The organism is Chryseobacterium sp. R2A-55 (assembly GCF_021401085.1).
Lineage (GTDB): Bacteria > Bacteroidota > Bacteroidia > Flavobacteriales > Weeksellaceae > Kaistella.
Window position 1 is genome coordinate 107,618 of record NZ_JACBFP010000006.1, and the last position, 18,064, is coordinate 125,681.

Consider the following 18,064-nt stretch of genomic DNA (forward strand, 5'->3'; position numbering starts at 1 on the left):
TGGGAATAAAAATGGAAACACATTTTTCATTAACTTTATTGAAACTTCAGACCCTTGAAAAAGACGCTAGTTATTTTTGCACACCCTTATTTTGAGTATTCCACCACCAATGTGGAACTGATAAAGGTTTACAAAGATTCTGCCGATTTTGAGTTCAAAGATTTATACGAAGAGTACCCCGATTTCCATATCGCCACCTTTCGGGAAAGAAAAAGGATCGTGAACTATGACCGTTTGATTTTTCACTTTCCATTGATTTGGTTCGGAATGCCACCACTTTTGCGGCTTTGGATTGATGAAGTTTTTGATATGAACTGGATCGCGAAAGAAAATGACCCATTATCCAACAAAGATGCCTTCATCATTGTAACCACCGGAGGAAAAGAACAGAACTACACGGAAAAAGGTCTTTACGGCGCCACGATTTCCCAACTGATGCTTCCGCTCCGACTTGCCCTGAAAGTGAACAACATTGAGGTAAAGGAGATCATCGCCGTTCACAACGCAGATGATTTAACGCAACATGCCCTACAAGAAATAACCGAACAAATAAGGAGAAAGCTAAACACAGGATGAATGATACCTCACTTGCATACACCACGCTGATTTTTTTGGGTGCCGCAATCATCATGGTTCCGCTGGTTCGCAGGTTGGGACTCAGCTCTGTTATTGGGTATATCATAGGTGGAATGATCATCGGTCCTTTTGGTCTGAAATTAACCGGTAAAGATACAGACGATATCATGCATGCTGCAGAATTCGGGGTAATCATGCTTCTTTTTTTGGTGGGTCTGGAAATTGCACCAAAAAAATTCTGGATGATCAGACAAAAAATTATCGGAATGGGACTGAGCCAAATGGTGATCACATCCGCAGTTCTGTTCCTCATTTTCTATCTTGCCCAATGGCGGACTGACCAGGCTTTTGTAGCGGCACTGTGTTTTGCGCTTTCTTCCACGGCGATTGTTCTGCAGACTTTGAAGGAAAAAAACATTTTCAGAACAGATGCGGGAACTGCCTCCTTTTCAATTCTGCTGTTCCAGGATATTTCTGTGATTCCCATTCTGGCTTTGTTGCCGATTTTAGCCAAAAAGTCGCCAGAGGATGAGAATCAGATTTTACTGCAATATCTTCCCGACTGGCTGCAGCCATTTTCAATCATACTGGGTGTGGCGGTACTGATTTTCTTGGGGCGGTATATTTTCGTCCCCTTCTTACGCTACGTCTCGAAGTCGGGAATGCCGGAACTGCTCACCGCTTCATCTCTGTTTTTGGTCGTCGGCGTTTCTGAACTGATGTATGCGGTTGGTTTGAGCCCAGCTTTGGGGGCATTCATCGCCGGTGTAATGTTGGCAAACAGTGAGTTCCGCCATGAACTGGAAAGCCAAATCAATCCATTCAAAGGACTGCTTCTAGCGGTATTCTTCGTGAGTGTGGGCTCCACCATCAACTTTTCAGTAATCGGACAGGATCCGATGTTTATTTTCACCTTGGTACTGGTGGTTTTAGTTGTAAAATTTCTGGTACTCTTTGGAATTGGGAAATTTTCGAAACTGAGAATCGATCAGAATTTTTTGCTTGCATTTGCGCTTTCGCAGGTGGGAGAATTTTCCTTCGTTCTGGTGAACTATTCCACAAAGCTCTATCTTTTGAGTCCAAAATTAAATGCACAACTCATGGCGGTGACCGCAATCACCATGTGTATCACTCCCATTCTTCTGATCATCAATGAAAAATTCATTGAACCCAGGACTTTAAAGATAAATGATTTAAATGATTATCCTGAGCTTCACGTCGCTCAACAGAAAATCATACTCGTGGGTTTCGGGCATTTTGGCAGCACGGTGGGAAGATTGCTTAGAGTAAACGGAATCAAGCCAACCATTTTGGATAATGATCCTGAAAGGATAAATCTGTTACGGTCAAATGGATTCAAGGTCTATTACGGTGATGCGACAAAACCTGAAACCCTTCGTTCGGCAGGTGCTGAAACAGCAGATTTGCTGATTCTTTGTTTAGACGATATTGAAAGCAATAAGTTCATTACCGAATACGCCAAACAACATTTTCCGCAGCTGAAGATTTTCGTGCGCGCCAAAAACCGGCTCGACGCTTACGATTTCATCAACAACAATGTGGAAAACATCTACCGGGAAACTTTGGGAACGGCAGTTGATATGGCGGTAGACGTGTTAAAGGCAACAGGAATGCGTGCTTATGCTGCCCGAAGACTGGGAAGAAGATTCATGCTGATCGATAAAGCGATGGTGCGAAAACTGGCTAAAGAGCAACTTAAAGACAAAGTGACCTTTACCATGAAGAAATCCCTGGAAAAAGAAGCAGAACTCCTCGCAGAAGACAGCCATTCTTTTGACGAAACGCAATGGAATGATAATGAAGAGTATATGAATTGAGAAGAGACTCCCATTTCTTCATTTCCAACAAAATGGAATTATTTATATGAAAAAAGCTTTAGTAATCCGGGCAATCTTTTAGTTGAACGTTCGAAAGGATTAAGGTTTTATCTTTCAAGGTGACTTTCACATCAGGAAAAGTTCCTTCCATGCAATCTCCGGTTTGGTCGTTGAAATCACCGTTTGATGCTTCAATTTTCACCTCGTTCCCGGAAAGCTTGTAGTTATTTTCGTTGAAATCGTAACCGGTCAGCAGATAATTGCGCCCGTCAATTCTGATATTTCCCCTGTTTGAATTTTGGTCAAAATAAAACAAGGTCAATCCATCTTTGGTGAAAATGGAACGAGCTCTTCCCGCAGAAATATCCTGCGGATTGATCTCAAAAACCGCTGGTGAATCTGGATTTTCAATGGTGGGAATTTGCAAACGATCACTTTTTGTGATCATGGAGCTCTCTGAGGTGCTGTTTGCGGAACCAGCTTCATTATCTTTCGTACAGCAAACCACCATCGAGAAAATCAGCACAACTGCAAGTAAATTTTTCATTGTTCTTTTGTTAAAAGTCCTTGTGCAACAATTACTCTGCCTTCAAAATTTCTGTTTTACCAAAACCAAATAGGACCATGGTTTTAATTTCAGGTTGGTTTTTTCTTTAAGCTTAAGAACTTGGTCCGTAAAAAGCTCCCTGTAATTTCCCTGAAAATATTTGGTATCTAACTCCACATCCACTTCTTTATCGGAAAAATTCAAAATCGGAAAAACAGCGTCCTTATTTTGCTCGCGGTAAAAAGAAATGATTTTGCCTGGATCATTATTGACTACCCGAATCATTTCGCCGCCATATTTCCCGTTCCAAAGTGCCTGGTTTTCATGTTTGAGGTGGAAAAGTTTGGTGAAGAGGATTTCGTTTTCATCATGTCTCCACTCAATTGGATCTTTGTCGAAAAACTTTAGACTTCTGTTTAAGCCCGCCTCTTGACCACTGTAGCAAAGCATCATTCCATTCACCACTCCGGTCATCACGATTGCCGTTTTCAGTCCATCACCAAAATTGAGGTATGGATTTCCTTCCCAGGAATTTTTGTCATGATTATCGGTGAAAGTCATCCGGTACGCGTTTCTGGGGACCGAATTCACATCGTGTGCAAGATATTCCACCAATCCGCCCAATTTCTGATGATTGACCGCTTCGCGAAGGTGATCCCACAAAGTCCAGGAATAAGTCATGTCAAAAGATTTTTTGTAAAGGTCCCTGCTTTCCCATTCGGCAAGCATGAAAACGGGTTTGATTTGATCCATTTCGGCTCTTGCATTTTCCCAGAAATCAATGGGAATAAATCCGGCAACATCTGCTCTATAACCGTCGATATCGGTTTCTTTCAGCCAATACTTAAGTGATTCGGTCATGTATTTTCTGAAATCAGGATTGTCATAATCAAAGTCAATCACATCATCCCAATCGTACCACGGAGTCGGCTGGAAATTTCCAGAACGTGTCTTGGTGTACCAATCCGGATGTTCCTTCGCAAGCGGATTGTCCCATGCAGAGTGGTTTCCAACCCAATCGATGATCACATACATTCCCATCGAATGGATTTTTTGTACCAGATCTTTAAAATCCTGCATCGTCCCGAACTCCGGATTGATTCCCCTGAAATCCTTGACTGAATAATAACTTCCCAGACGGCCTTTTCGGTTTTTTTCGCCAATCGGATGAATCGGCATCAACCAAAGAATGTCCACACCCATTTTTTTGAGTCGGGGCAGATGATTTTCAAATGCTTTGAAAGTTCCCTCTTTGGTGTATTGGCGAATGTTTACTTCGTAGATTGTGGCATTTTTGCTCCATTCCGGATGCTTGATTTCCACATAATCCTTAGGTTGATAACGCGGATCTTTGGTTTGCGAAGAAAGCGTGACGAATCCGAACAGAAAAAAAACGATTAAAAAAAAGGAAGGTCTCATTCTTATTGTTTCCTCAAAATTAGGAAAAAAACGAGTTCATTCCACAGGAATCGACTTTAAAAATCTAAACTTTGAATCGCAAGCTGATAGCCATTTAAACCAAACCCGCTCAATACTCCATCCGTATTTGGAGCGGTGACCGACTTCTGTCTGAATTCTTCCCTTTTGTAAATATTCGAAATATGGACCTCTATTTTTGGTTTTAAAATATTTTTCAGGCAATCTGCAATTGCGTAAGAATAATGAGTAAAAGCACCAGGATTAATAATCAGTGCATCAAAATCATCTTCCTGTATTCTGTTGATGATTTCGCCTTCCACATTGGATTGGTAATGCCGGATTTCATGCTGTGGAAATTTGTTTTTCAAAGATTCCAAAAAGTTTTCCATGGAGATATTTCCATAGATTTCAGGTTCGCGTGTTCCGAGAAGGTTGAGATTGGGTCCGTTGAGGATAAGGATTTTCATAGCTTTTAAGAGTCATTAAAGGTACACATAAAAAAACTTCCGAAAAAATTCGGAAGTTTAAGTAGCCCGTAGGGGAATCGAACCCCTCTTACCAGAATGAAAATCTGAGGTCCTAACCGATAGACGAACGGGCCGGACGCTTTTTATCTAATTAAGCAAGTTTGTTCACGTGCTTAGCTAATTTGCTTTTAAGGTTTGCCGCCTTGTTTTTGTGGATGATGTTTTTCTTCACCAATTTGTCCAACAAAGAGATCACTTTTGGCAATTGCTCAGTCGCAACTTTTTTGTCTTCTTCATTTCTCAGTACTTTCACAGCTGTTCTAGCAGTTTTGTGATAGTATCTGTTACGCGCTCTTTTTACCGCGTTTTGTCTTATTCTTTTTAGTGCTGATTTATGATTTGCCATAACTGTTTCTGAAATGTGGGTGCAAAGATATAAATTATTTTTATTCCCACAAATATTTTTTAAAAATTTCTAAAAAAAGTTGTCACTGATTTTTCAAATGGCACCGCGTTCAAACTCATGAACTTCTGCTAAAGCATGGTATTACTCCATTAAAATCGCTTTTGCAAAATTATGGAAAAAATACCACTCTTAAGAATCTGCAAGCCACAATCGGAATATTAGTGCACTTCTGCAAAGTTGTATTCTCCATAAAATGTAGCCTATAAAGGAATCGAACCTCTGTTGCAAGAATGAAAATCTTGAGTCCTAACCACTAGACGAATAGGCCGTTTTTGGGACTGCAAAATTATCAATTATCTTTTATTCCACAAAACGATACTCTATTTTGTCACTTTTTGAATGACGGTATTTTTAACCCCTTTTTCCTCAAGCTCTTTCTGTGCCGCTACTGCTTCTTCAAGACTGGAAAACTTGCCATACGTGTAATAAAACTTACCATTCACTTTGTCTCGTTCCACATCCTTCAACGTATTCAGAATCGGCGAATTTGAACTTAATTTCTGATCGGTCACCGCAAGTTCGATATTGTAATAGCCAATTCCCAGTTTCTGGTTCGGGACGAAGGAAATCGAAGTTGCATTATTAAAACCTGCTTCTCTAGCCGTCTTGAGATTATTGTCACGAACGGACGCCATGTTGGTCACCGCATAATAATAGCGATAAAACCCGCCTTCCTTAATCGTGAGAATATAATTTAATCCCTTCAGAGCGGGATCTCCGGCTACATATTTTGAAGGAGACGACATCAGTAAAATCCTGAAATCATTTTTCAAAGGCTGCTCCACCGGTTTTTCGGGCTCCGCATTTTTCACAGCGTTTCGCTCCCGCGTTTTTTTGTAGCTGATGATTGCGTCGTAGATACTGTTTGCAATTTCGGACTGTCCTTTTTCGGAAGCCAGATACATCGCATCATCATAATTACTGATGAATCCTGTTTCAATCAACACTGAAGGCATTGCATTCAGTCTTAAAACGTGCAGGTTTTGCTGCTTCACCCCGCGTGAAAACCGTTTGTCTTTCTTTTCAAAATTTTCTTCCACAAAGCTTCCGAACAACAGACTGCTCTCCAAATATTTACTTTGCTGGATCTTTAAGGCAATCAGGGATTCAGGTGATTTGGGGTCATAAGACGCAAACATTTCCCGGTCTTTTTCGTCTAGAAAAATCACGTCGTTTTCAGCTTTGGCAACTTCAAGGTTGGTTTTATTTTGATCGGGTCCCTGCACGAAAGTTTCCGTTCCATAGGGAGCGGAACGGGTGTTGGCGTTGCAGTGCACAGAGATGAACAGATCGGCCTTGCTTCTGTTGGCAAGATTCGTTCTGTCTAATAGCGACGGGTACTCATCAATTTTTCTGGTATAAATAACTTTGAAGTCTTTGTCTTTTTCGAGCATTCTTCCAAGTTTGAGCACAATGGCAAGGGTAACATCTTTTTCATTGAGCCTTCCTGTTTCGCTGTAAAATCGGTTTGCCCCAAAATTGGAACCGCCATGACCCGCATCCAAAACCACGGTAAACTTCTTTTGAGCACCAGAAAAAACAAACAGAAAAAAGAAAATGAAGTGAAGATATTTTTTAAAAGAAAAACTTTGATTCATCTTTAAATTTTAAAAATTATAGTAATTTTGAGCCCAAATTACATACAATACTGTATTGCTCAAAACCGGCTTCAAAAATATAATACCTATTTTAATTATCCTAATTTTTAACAGTTTTTTAGCAGTTTTAAACGCTCAGAAATTGCCTGAAAATAAGAGGATTAATGAGGGTGTTCCCAAATCAGACACTATAGCGGTGAACAAGGAGCAACTGGAAGATGTGGTGCAAACCAAAGCCGACAACATCCGAAACGACATCCCGAAAAAGATGACCTTCCTGAACAAAAAGGCTCAAGTGAAATACCAGGACATGCAGATTGACGCAGACTATATCTCCATAGACTGGAGCAAGTCACTGATCTATGCAAGAGGCGAACTGGATTCTTTAGGGAAAATCAAAATTCCGGCGCTCGCCACTCAAGGTGGTAAAAAATACGAATACGACGAATTTACGTACAACATCAAAACCAGACAGGCCATCGCAATCAACGCCAGAACGGAAGAAAGCGAGGGAGTTATCGTGGCAGAAAAGACCAAAAAATACAACGACTCGGTTTTCTTTATGCGCCGCGGGAAATATACCACAGACGAATACTTCATCCAGAAAAAGGACACCATTGCCGATTATTATTTGTTGGCGCCAAACATTAAACTCATTAAAGGCAAAAACAAATCGCAGGTGATCACCGGACCAATTCAGATGTATATTGAGCAGGTTCCCACACCTTTGATCATGCCTTTTGCAATCCTGCCGTTTTCCGACAAAAGAAGTGCGGGAATCCTGATTCCAAGTTTCGGGGAAAGAGAAGATGTGGGATTTTTCCTTAACGGGTTAGGTTATTATCAACCCATCGGTGAACATTTTGACCTTAAGATACTTACTGACATTTACACCAAAGGCAGCTGGAATTTCAAACCTGAAGTCAATTACCGGAAACTATACCGGTATTCCGGGAATTTCTCGGCAGACATTGGTAATACGATTCGTGGAATTAAGGGTCTTTCAGATTATTCAAAAACGGCATCATACCGGATTGCTTGGAGGCATCAACAGGATTCCAAAGCAAATCCTTTCCTCACTTTTTCTGCTTCTGTAGATATGGTAAGTAATCAGTTTTACAGCAATACCGTTAATAACAACTATGCATTTAACCAAAATAACCTGAACGCTCAGCAAAACTCATCCATTAGTATCACGAAAAGGTTTTTGACCCTGCCAGTCACCATCACGGGTTCGGCGTCCTATTCCCAGAACTTCTCTACCGGACTCTCAGATATAAAACTTCCGATCATGAATGTGGCGATCAATCAGTTTTATCTTTTCAAACCAAAAACAGGAATCAGACAGGGACTTTTGGAAAACATCACCGTAAATACCGGTTTAAACCTCAATAATTATGTGCAAACCACTGCAGGCGAGCTCTTTACCAAACCCATGTTTGACAAGATGCAGACCGGACTGAAAAACAACATCAGTTTGGGAACAAATACTACGCTGGCGAAGTATTTCACCTTCTCGCTTTCTGCAAATATTGATAACGCACTGACCACTAAAACTTTAACCAGATTTTACGATCCAGTCAATAATAAGCTGGAAGATGTGCTCAATAAAAAAATTGCTGGATATTCCACTTTTTCTACAAGTGCTAGTTTGCAGACGGTACTTTACGGCATGATGAACTTTAAGAAGGGTTCCGCAGTTCAGGCAATCAGACACATGATGACTCCACAGATTGGATTCTCCTACGCTCCCGATTTTTCTGGAGCCAGTTTTGGATACTATAAGAATTATTACAATGAACGTGGAGAAATGACAATGTATTCCATCTTTGACCGGGGAATCATCGGAACTCCGAGTTCGCAGCTGGTTCAGGCGATGACTTTCAGTATCGGTAATAATTTGGAGATGAAGGTAAAGTCGAGAAAAGATTCCACCGGAGTAAGAAAATTGAAACTATTTGAAAGTCTGAACTTTAACACCAGTTACAATTTCGCCGCGCCAAGCCACAAGTGGGCAATGTTTCAGTTTAGCGGGCAAACCACCCTTTTTGAAAAGCTAAATCTGAACACCAGTTTGACTTTGGAGCCCTATCAAATTGTTTTCGAACCCGGATCAGATACAGGGATCAGAACGGAAAACTTTGGGCATTTCAGCATTCAGGGATTCAATGCACAGATTTCTTATCCATTGAGTGAGGCAATTTTCACAGGCAAGGAAAAAGTTGATCTTTCAAAAAAGTATTCTAAGAAAGGGGAAATCCGGAATGAGAACTACTATTTTGATGACGATAATTACGCCAGATTCCAGCAACCGTGGACATTAAACATCAACGCACAATACGGTTACAGCAAAAATTTATCGAAATTTGGAAACAAAGTGGCATCCGTAGGTTTAGACGCGAGCCTTAAACTGACACCTTACTGGAACCTCAACGGAAACCTCTATTATGATGTAGTCACGAAACAGATTGCCAACACCAGAATTGGCTTCGCTCGTGATCAAAGAAGTTTCACCATCAATTTCAACTGGATTCCTTATGGGCAATATAAAGTTTATGACTTCTTCATCGGAATCAAAGCCAATATTTTGCAGGATGCCCTGAAATACAAGGACAGAAGCTTCAATCAGCCGAACGCGCCATTTTAGGACCATGTTGGAATATTGAAATTTGCGAAGGAAGATCTCAAACTTTACAACTCCGATTAAACAATTTGAAAAAACTTTATATTTGCAGATTAAATCTAAGAGAAAAGTATTATGAAAAAAATAATCTCCACTGATAAAGCCCCCACTGCAATTGGTCCTTATTCGCAGGCAATTTTGGTCAATGGGAACTTATATATTTCCGGACAGATTCCAGTGAATGCTGAAACCGGAAAACTTGAAGAAGGCATCGAAAAAGCAACCCATCAGGTCATGAAAAATCTGGAAGCCATCTTAAATGAAGCGGGTATGACTTTCAAAAATGTGGTGAAAGCTACGATTTTTCTAAAAAACATGGACGATTTCACAGCAATGAATGAAGTTTATGCTTCTTACCTGGATCCGGAAAGTTTTCCTGCAAGAGAAACAGTTCAGGTTTCCTGCCTGCCAAAAAATGTGGATATTGAAATCTCGATGATCGCACACGAAAACTAAATGAATTTTCTTCGGAATACTTTGGCGGTACTTATTGGCCTCGCTGTTTCGGCACTTATTATCACGATCGGAATCCGTTTGAATCCGTCCTGGGTAAATTATGATGCCATGTCGCCCTTTCAGCAATGGGAAAAAGTTCTGAAAAGTGTGGAGCATAATCCATACTTCTTTGTAGTACTGCTGATTTCCTCAGGCATTGCGGCAACCGTGGGTGGGGTGGTGACGGCTATCATCGTGAAATACGCCAAAGTAGCTTATGCCATTCTAATAGGGTTTATCCTGCTTTTCATCGCGATGCTGGACATTATCATTTTTCCTTATCATCCGACCTTTTATAAGATTTTGATCTTTCTCACCTTTTTCCCTTTCGCATGGATCGGCGGAAAAATCACAGAAGTGATTTATGAAAGAAAGAAGAAACGAAGCCGAAGATTGAAGCAATAAAAAGCGCAACCTTTCAGTCGCGCTTTCATCCTTATATTTCTTGATAATTACGGCATTCTAAATCCTCTGGTTGTAATTCTTCCGAAATCATCCACATATTTCACCTGCACATTTCCTTGGTACTTGTCCAGAATTTTTTCAACATCTTTCTGTGAATTCACTGGTTTTCCGTTGATTTCGATCACGATATAATTATCCACGATTCCAATTTTCGCCATCTCACTTCCATCCAGCACATTTTTGGCGATCACACCGCTGTTCAAGCCATAATCGGTTTTGAATTTTTCACTTAATGGCTCAAATTCGGCTCCAATTTTTTCGGTCACGCTCAAATCCGCTTTACTTCGGAAAGTGGTATTCCCTTTTTCATCTTTCAGGGTCACATTGGCTGTGGCTTCTTTACCGTTTCTTAGGTAAGTCACCGCCACTTTATCTCCTGGTCTTTTACTTCCAACAGCAAATGAAAGGTCATAATAGTTTGAAATCACAGTATTGTCTACTTTCGTAATGATATCGCCAGATCTCAAACCTGCATCTTCCGCTCCACCTTTTGCAGTTACCTCTGTGATGTAAACACCTTCATTGGCTTTAATGTTGGTTTTGTTTTGTTGGTTGTATTGCGCAACTTGTCTCGTATCCGAAAGATCCAAGGATCTCACACCCAGGAATCCTCTCTGGACCATGCCAAATTTCTTGATATCTTCCACCACTTTCCTCGCAAGATTGGATGGCACCGCAAAACCATAACCTTCATAATATCCTGTTTTAGAGGAAATTGCAGAATTAATTCCGATCAGTTCGCCATTTGGATTAACCAAAGCTCCGCCAGAGTTTCCCGGGTTGATCGCCGCATCAGTCTGGATGAAGTTTTCTATCGGCGTTCTGGATTGCTGACTTAATAAGTCTATGCTTCTTCCTTTAGCAGAAACGATTCCTGCCGTCACAGTAGAATTTAGTCCCATAGGATTTCCCACCGCCAAAACCCACTGTCCCACTTCCACGTTGTCAGAATTGGCAAAAGAAAGATAAGGCAATCCTTTTTCTTCTATTTTTAAAAGTGCGATATCGGTGGTTGGATCGGTTCCAATAAGGTTTGCGATATAGGTTTTCTTGTTCGATAGCTGTACCTCAAGTTTTGTAGCACCGGCAATCACGTGGTTGTTTGAAATAATGTAGCCATCGGGAGAAATAATCACTCCGGAGCCCATTCCACGGGGCATTTCCTGCTGTGGCTGCTGCTGTCTCTGGCTATTCCCAAAAGGATTTCCAAAAAACAGGTCAAACAAATCCTGGTCACTTCGCTGCGAAGTCCGGTTCGAGAAATTCTTGATGCTCACCACTGCAGGCACCGTCATTTTTGCGGCCTTCACGAAATCATCGCCTACTCCCGCCATGTTAAATGATGCAAAACTGGCATCAGTATTTTTCTTCGGAGCGAAATAGGAAAATTCCGAGTCATGGTTTTTGACTCCGAAATAATTAATTGCTCCAAAAGTGGTTGCGCCGGAAATGACTCCGACAAAAGCATAAGGCAACAGTTTTTTCAAGTTGTTCTTCATCGTCATAAATTATTTATCTTTTACTTTTATTGAATTCTAATTAACAAATTTAGTGCTAAATAAGTATTGATGATCATGCGACTGTTTCAGTTTTAACTATAATTTAACACGAATTAGTATTTTTTAATGTATTCTTAAAGATATGACGGAAAAAATAAAATACAGCACCATTAAAAATCGGAAATATTGGCAGATTCCGGAATTTTAAAACACATGTCAATCATCAAACCCAACCAAACCAAATTTAAAAAGAAACAAATATTTTCCCAGCTCGGTTCCTTTGTTTAAATTTGTGAAAAGCCGATTTTTTATGAAATTGAATATCAAAAACGAAACTGGAAGATTAAAGTCCGTTGTTCTGGGACAACCTGGTTCTATGGGAAAAATTCCGACCCTTGAAGAAAGTTATGACGCCAAATCCTATGACACCATCCAAAAAGGAATTTATCCGAAGGAAGAAGACATTGTAGCTGAAATGACTGCATTCGAGAACGTTTTGAAAAAATATGGAGTAAAGGTTTTCCGCCCGGAAATCATCGAAGATTACAATCAGGTTTTCGCAAGAGACGTAGCTTTCGTGATTGATGACAAAATGATCATTTCCAATGTGATTTCCGACAGAGCCGATGAGCAAGACGCTTACCAGAAAATCTTCGAACAGGTAAAATGGAGAGACATTATCAATCTGCCAGAATCCGCACACATCGAAGGCGGCGATGTGATTGTCTGGAACGACTATCTTTTCATCGGGACTTGCTACAGCGAGGATTACAGAAGTTTCAAAACCGCAAGAACCAACGGTTACGCCATCGATATTTTAAAGGAATATTTTCCAAAAAAAAGAATCCTGGACTTTGAATTAAAGAAAAACGACCACGAACCTTTCAAGGGAATTCTCCATTTGGACTGCACTTTTAATCCGGTTGGCAAAGACAAGTGTATTATTTACAAAGACGGTTTCGTGGATGAAAGCGACTACAACTTGATCCTGGATATCTTCGGCGAGGAAAACTGTTTCCACGTCACTGCGGAAGAAATGTTTGAGATGAACCCCAATATTTTTTCAATTTCTCCTGAAATAGTGGTTTCCGACAGCGCTTTTACCAGAATGAACAACCACCTCCGAAACGAATGGGGAATGACCTTGGAGGAAATTCCTTACCGGGAAATCTCGAAAATGGGCGGTTTGCTGAGATGTTCCACTTTGCCTTTGGTTCGGGAATAGTTTTTTCTAAGGAATGTTATAATGCATTTTTCAGTTTTTTGATTTCGTCATCATCGGCAAAAGTCTCATAAGAAGGAATTGCAGAAGAGTGGAAATCTGATCCGCCGGTAAATTCTTTCAGCTCATGAATGTTCCCGGAGCGCACGCCGCCTCCGATCAGAATATTAATCTGATGAGCATATTTCTGGACAAGTTCTCTTAATTTCTCCTTCCCTTTCACAGCATTTTCGGCACCTCCGGAAGTAAGAACGGTTCGGAATCCAATGCTGATGAGCTTTTTGATGGCAAGATCCAAATCCGGAGTTCTGTCGAACGCACGGTGAAAAGTACACGGAATTTCTCCGGCCAGTTCCACCAGTTCCCGGTTTCTTTCTGAATCAATATTATTTCCTGCAGTTAAAATTCCGAAAACAAAACCGTCTGCTCCAGCTTTTTTGAATTCTTTAATGTCTTTTTTCATCTGCTCAAATTCCATGTCCGAATAAAGAAATTCGCCCCCTTTCGGTCTGATCATTACGAAAATAGGTTTTCGATAGACCGACTTCAAATATCTGAATTCTTCGATGTAGGGAGTTGTTCCGCCCAACTGCTGTTCGGCACAGAATTCAATCCGGTCCGCAACAGATTTCAGGGCAGTTTCGGCGGAGGTCATTTCAAAGCAAGCGATTTCTAACATATCATTTTTTATTCTGTATAAATTTAAGTATTTTTGAAACCATTTCAATATTAAAAACAACCATTAATGCAAGCTACAGATACCGTTCTGATGATTGAGCCGATTGCTTTCGGATATAATGCGCAAACTGCCGAAAACAACTATTTCCAAGTGGAACAAAAAGATTCCGACATTCAGGAAAAAGCACTTGCCGAATTTAATCATTTTGTGGGAAAATTACGCTCTAAAGGAATTAATGTCATCACCATCAAAGACACGTTGGAGCCACATTCGCCGGATTCCATTTTTCCCAATAACTGGGTGAGTTTCCACAGTGACGGGAAAGCGGTACTTTATCCGATGTTTGCACCCAACCGACGAGTGGAAAGGCGTGCAGATATTTTGGAAACATTGAAATCAAAAGGATTTGAAATTACGGAAGTGGACGACTTTTCGCACTTCGAGAATCAAGACCAATTTTTGGAGGGAACCGGAAGCATGATTTTCGACCATGACCATAAAATTGCTTATGGATCAGTTTCCCTGCGACTGCACGAAGAGCTTTTCAGAAAATTTTGCGCGAAATACGGTTTCACTGCGGTGATTTTTCATTCCTTTCAGAATGTAAATGGTGAGAGACTACCGATTTACCACACCAATGTGATGATGTGCGTTGCCGACCAATTTGTGGTGATTTGTCTGGACTGTATCGATGATGAACTGGAACGCGAGAAAGTACAGGAAGTCCTCAAATCCAGCGACAAAGAAATCATTGAAATCTCGGAAGACCAAATGCAGCAATTCGCCGGAAATATGCTCCAGGTAAGGAATTCCGAGGGAAAGACTTTCTTGGTGATGAGCGAAACCGCCTATAAATCGCTCACGCCCAAACAAATTTCTTCCATCGAAAAATATTCGGAAATCATTTATGCTGATCTGAACACCATCGAAACAAACGGCGGTGGAAGCGCTAGATGCATGTTGGCAGAAGTTTTCTTGCCCAGAAAATAATGGAGGCTTTTGCTTCAAAATCAATGAACACATCCTATAATTCTATTTTCCGGACAATAACAATTAGTTCCGGTCCAAATATATGTCTTTGAAGAGCATCATTTTGGTGATTTTGGATGAAGCCCCGTCGTAAAATCCCGTTTCTTTCGAGAATTCCTTCGGGTTTCTGAATGTTCCAAATATAAGATCAAACAAAGGCAGATCTGAATAATTGTAGGCGTGTATTCCTTTGGCGTGATGCAGGGAATGCGATTCCGGCCTTTGAAAAATATAGCCCATCCATTGCGGTGTCTTGATATTGGTATGCTGGATGACCGCTAAAAAGGTGGCACCATAGAGCGCATAGATACTTGCCTGCGGCGTGAAACCGGCGATCCAGACCATCGTGAGACTGCCTAAAACTGTAAATCCAATCATATCCATCGGGCTAAAAAAGAATGCCCCATAAGTATCCACCCTTTCGGCACTGTGGTGCATCTGGTGAAAAACCCGCCACAAAATGTTGTTTTTATGCATCGACCGGTGCCAAATATAGACTCCGAGCTCATAAATCAGCAAAGCAATCAGAGCTCCCCAATAATCACCGAGTAAAGTGAGGTCAAAGATCCGGTACTTATCCAAGGTTTCGCCCCAAATCAATGGCAAATATGTGGACAAAAAGAAATAGGCAATAAATGCAATAATGCCTTTGATCCGCCAAAATTTAACGGGAGGAAGCTGTCTGCCGGGAGCAAGTTCTTCCGCAATCATTAGAATAAGAAAAATGGAAATTACCACAATGGAAGCGGGATCCTTTAAGACCTCCCAAGCATTTGGGAGCTGTGAAAAAAAAGAGTTCATAATATTAGTTTTTAGGTGTACAAAAATTGGCGCTGCACGAAAGAATTTCGAAAGTCAACCATCCGCAATCAACTCCTTAAAACCAAACACCATCCTATCAAACCCATCTCCAATGTGGTTTCACATGCTTTTAAAATTCCCTGTTCTTCCTTCGAAAGGCTTTTTTATTGTAAGTGGGAAGTTACAAAGAAATCAAATGCAAAATAAAAAAATATTTATTTTTTGAACAAAATGAAGATTCATTTTACGCATACCACGTGAAAAGATATATATTTTCAAGCATTTCTAAAGAAATTGACTCCGAAGGAATTCCAGCCAGAGTTTGGCGAACATGATTCCCATTGTCGGGAAACCATTTGGAGTTTCAGCAAAAAAAATCTCCCGGAGATTTCGGAAGATTTTCTTAAGACTTCTATTTTCAAGTAGTTTTTCTCTACTAAAATGAGCTCTAATTTCTATAAACTAAAATAATATTTCTTGATCTTTTCGGCCATTAACTTTCTCCTTTCGAAAAGGAAATCTTCATAGTCCGAGAAACCGCTGTTTATTATATTTTCCGGAATACAGTTTATTTCTAAATTGTCAAATAAGTCTTTCATATTCTCAATTCCAGAAACTAAAGGTTTACCATTCTCAATATCTGAAATCACTCCGCCGAAATAGTCTTTCGGAGCCTTGTTTCCCACTTTGATATTAATTTCTGATTGCATATAAACATAGTTTGCAATCTGATTATACTTACCTCTTTCCAAACCATTCTTCTTTAAGAAATCCCTTGGAAACAAATGATGAATATCGCCTTTTATGGAAACCAAATCACTTACGGTAACATCTCTTGACAAAAATCCTTTGTCATTTGCTTTTACTTGAGAAGCAAGAAAAACGTTAAAATAAGGACTACTTGCAACAGAACTATCAAGACTTTGAACTAATGAAGCATTCCAGAAAGCATCGGATAATTCACCGTCTTCCTTTTCTTTTAAATATTCGTCAAAAGGTTTTTGTGAAATTTGTTTGATATCGAAATCAAAGAAACTTTCTGGTGAACTAGAATACCTTCCTGTAAGTATTGAATAAACAAACCATTTTCTCACATACTTTTCTATGTGGTTTGAATGATAGCCTAATTCCTTTAATTTTAAATAAACGATATACGCAAAATTAAGAGAGTTTTGAGACCGTATAAGTTTTGGCGAAATGAAACCCGCAGATTTAATAATTAAAAGGAAACGTTTGAAATTTGTTTCGTTCATGAAATTGTAAACTCCATTAGTTAACATTTCAAACGACTTTTCGGCGATTTCTTCCTCAAAAGTGCGAGTTTCAAAATTTCTTCCTGAAAGTAAACTAACTAAATCAGCAAGTCTTCCACGATTAAATTGTGAAGTAAATGCAACTCTAATCAGATCTGTGTATGTGGGATCATACAAATCTTCATTTTCTGATTTAAGCCACGACATTTTCTGGAAAAATTCTGTTTTTGAAAACTCAGGATCATGATCAGTAATGTGCTTATAAAATTCTGGAGAAATTGCAAGGTGACAGAAATAATCGATCGCTTTACGCAAAATGCTGCCATCATATTTCTCATTTGATGAAATCTTGCTCATAGCAAAATCCGCCTGACTTAATACAACTCCTTTAGAATTAATTCTGATAAAAATCTCAGTGACTGTTTCAATATCCAAATCGGAAGATAATTCAATAATTCCAATTTGTTTTTTCGGAATATTTACAAGATTAGTGAGCGTTCTTTCCACTAATTCTTCATCCACTTCAGGATTATGGGTTAAATAATCTCTAGTTAATTTGAGTAAACTGATGCTGCCATTGAAAACTGATGAAATATCGTGAATCCATGTTCTATCTTTCAGAATCGCAGGGTTTTGCACTTCAAATTTTTCATCTATAGGATTAAATGCAATTTTTATTTTTACTCTTTCATATTCTTTATTGATGACATATTTTCCCAAAATTGCGGCGGTAAGAGCAGTAACTCTTTGTTGTCCATCAATTAATATTTTCTTTCCATCACTAAAACTGCCGTCTTTTAGCCGCACATTCGGATTTTTCCAAGCGATTACATAACCAACCGGAAATCCCTGGTAAAGACTGTCCATTAAGTCCCTTACTTTTGAGGTGTCCCACACAAAAGGCCTTTGAATCTCAGGAATCGCGATTTCTCCTGAATTTACCCAAGCCAATAATGTTTCTATTAGTTGCTGGTTTACTGAATATTTCTGCATTTGATTTAGATGTTATTTCCATATTTCCGGAATC

At 39.8% G+C, this 18,064-nt stretch carries 16 protein-coding genes and 2 tRNA genes; 7 read left to right on the forward strand and 11 right to left on the reverse strand.

Annotation, left to right across the window (positions count from 1 at the left end):
• The first annotated feature begins 54 nt into the window (after positions 1–54).
• Both L0951_RS08450 and L0951_RS08455 read left to right on the forward strand, forming a co-directional pair.
• On the forward strand, positions 55–576 hold the full coding sequence (locus tag L0951_RS08450) for an NAD(P)H-dependent oxidoreductase (protein WP_234110796.1): 522 nt from the start codon (positions 55–57) through the stop codon (positions 574–576).
• A complete protein-coding gene (locus L0951_RS08455) occupies positions 573–2,414 on the forward strand; it encodes a monovalent cation:proton antiporter-2 (CPA2) family protein (protein WP_234110797.1) in 1,842 nt (613 codons plus the stop codon). Before L0951_RS08450 ends, L0951_RS08455 begins: the two co-directional genes overlap by 4 nt.
• Before the next feature lie 58 nt (positions 2,415–2,472).
• Here the strand turns inward: L0951_RS08455 and L0951_RS08460 are convergent, their stop codons facing one another.
• The 7 genes from L0951_RS08460 to L0951_RS08490 all read right to left on the reverse strand — a co-directional run bounded on the left by L0951_RS08460 (position 2,473) and on the right by L0951_RS08490 (position 6,911).
• Entirely contained in the window at positions 2,473–2,961 is a 489-nt protein-coding gene (locus L0951_RS08460; RefSeq protein WP_234110798.1) for a hypothetical protein, read from the reverse strand.
• A gap of 42 nt (positions 2,962–3,003) precedes the next feature.
• Entirely contained in the window at positions 3,004–4,380 is a 1,377-nt protein-coding gene (locus L0951_RS08465) for an alpha-amylase family glycosyl hydrolase (protein ID WP_234110799.1), read from the reverse strand.
• 56 nt (positions 4,381–4,436) lie between these two features.
• A complete protein-coding gene (gene aroQ / locus L0951_RS08470) occupies positions 4,437–4,847 on the reverse strand; it encodes a type II 3-dehydroquinate dehydratase (RefSeq protein ID WP_234110800.1) in 411 nt (136 codons plus the stop codon).
• Between the two features lie 62 nt (positions 4,848–4,909).
• Positions 4,910–4,981 (reverse strand) — tRNA-Glu (locus L0951_RS08475).
• A 17-nt stretch (positions 4,982–4,998) separates the two neighbouring features.
• Positions 4,999–5,253 (reverse strand): 30S ribosomal protein S20, encoded by a 255-nt coding sequence (gene rpsT / locus L0951_RS08480; protein WP_234110801.1) that lies wholly within the window; start codon positions 5,251–5,253, stop codon positions 4,999–5,001.
• A gap of 256 nt (positions 5,254–5,509) precedes the next feature.
• Positions 5,510–5,581 (reverse strand) — tRNA-Glu (locus L0951_RS08485).
• Between the two features lie 52 nt (positions 5,582–5,633).
• A complete protein-coding gene (locus L0951_RS08490) occupies positions 5,634–6,911 on the reverse strand; it encodes an N-acetylmuramoyl-L-alanine amidase (RefSeq protein WP_234110802.1) in 1,278 nt (425 codons plus the stop codon).
• 55 nt (positions 6,912–6,966) lie between these two features.
• Here L0951_RS08490 and L0951_RS08495 point away from each other — a divergent pair, with 55 nt between their 5' ends.
• From L0951_RS08495 to L0951_RS08505, 3 genes are all read left to right on the forward strand, one after another.
• Positions 6,967–9,558: a putative LPS assembly protein LptD gene (locus L0951_RS08495; RefSeq protein WP_234110803.1), complete on the forward strand. Its 2,592-nt coding sequence runs from the start codon at positions 6,967–6,969 to the stop codon at positions 9,556–9,558.
• 111 nt (positions 9,559–9,669) lie between these two features.
• Positions 9,670–10,050 (forward strand): RidA family protein, encoded by a 381-nt coding sequence (locus L0951_RS08500; protein WP_234110804.1) that lies wholly within the window; start codon positions 9,670–9,672, stop codon positions 10,048–10,050.
• Entirely contained in the window at positions 10,051–10,494 is a 444-nt protein-coding gene (locus L0951_RS08505; RefSeq protein WP_234110805.1) for a hypothetical protein, read from the forward strand.
• Positions 10,495–10,541: 47 nt separating this feature from the next.
• Here the strand turns inward: L0951_RS08505 and L0951_RS08510 are convergent, their stop codons facing one another.
• Positions 10,542–12,053, reverse strand: coding sequence for a Do family serine endopeptidase (locus L0951_RS08510; RefSeq protein ID WP_234110806.1), 1,512 nt, complete (start codon positions 12,051–12,053; stop codon positions 10,542–10,544).
• Positions 12,054–12,363: 310 nt separating this feature from the next.
• Between L0951_RS08510 and L0951_RS08515 the strand changes: the two genes are divergently transcribed.
• Complete coding sequence (locus tag L0951_RS08515; RefSeq protein WP_234110807.1) at positions 12,364–13,278, forward strand: dimethylarginine dimethylaminohydrolase family protein; 915 nt, start codon at positions 12,364–12,366, stop codon at positions 13,276–13,278.
• A 16-nt stretch (positions 13,279–13,294) separates the two neighbouring features.
• Here L0951_RS08515 and L0951_RS08520 read toward each other — a convergent pair whose 3' ends face one another.
• Positions 13,295–13,954, reverse strand: coding sequence for a copper homeostasis protein CutC (locus L0951_RS08520; protein ID WP_262908471.1), 660 nt, complete (start codon positions 13,952–13,954; stop codon positions 13,295–13,297).
• A gap of 66 nt (positions 13,955–14,020) precedes the next feature.
• Between L0951_RS08520 and ctlX the strand changes: the two genes are divergently transcribed.
• Positions 14,021–14,944, forward strand: coding sequence for a citrulline utilization hydrolase CtlX (gene ctlX, locus L0951_RS08525; protein WP_234110809.1), 924 nt, complete (start codon positions 14,021–14,023; stop codon positions 14,942–14,944).
• Positions 14,945–15,007: 63 nt separating this feature from the next.
• On the opposite strand, the gene L0951_RS08530 is transcribed toward ctlX, so the two are convergent.
• Positions 15,008–15,784, reverse strand: coding sequence for a sterol desaturase family protein (locus tag L0951_RS08530; protein ID WP_234110810.1), 777 nt, complete (start codon positions 15,782–15,784; stop codon positions 15,008–15,010).
• Positions 15,785–16,239: 455 nt separating this feature from the next.
• Positions 16,240–18,030 carry a DUF262 domain-containing protein gene (locus L0951_RS08535; protein WP_234110811.1) on the reverse strand — a complete coding sequence of 597 codons (1,791 nt, stop codon included), beginning with the start codon at positions 18,028–18,030 and terminating at the stop codon, positions 16,240–16,242.
• Between the last annotated feature and the right edge of the window lie 34 nt (positions 18,031–18,064).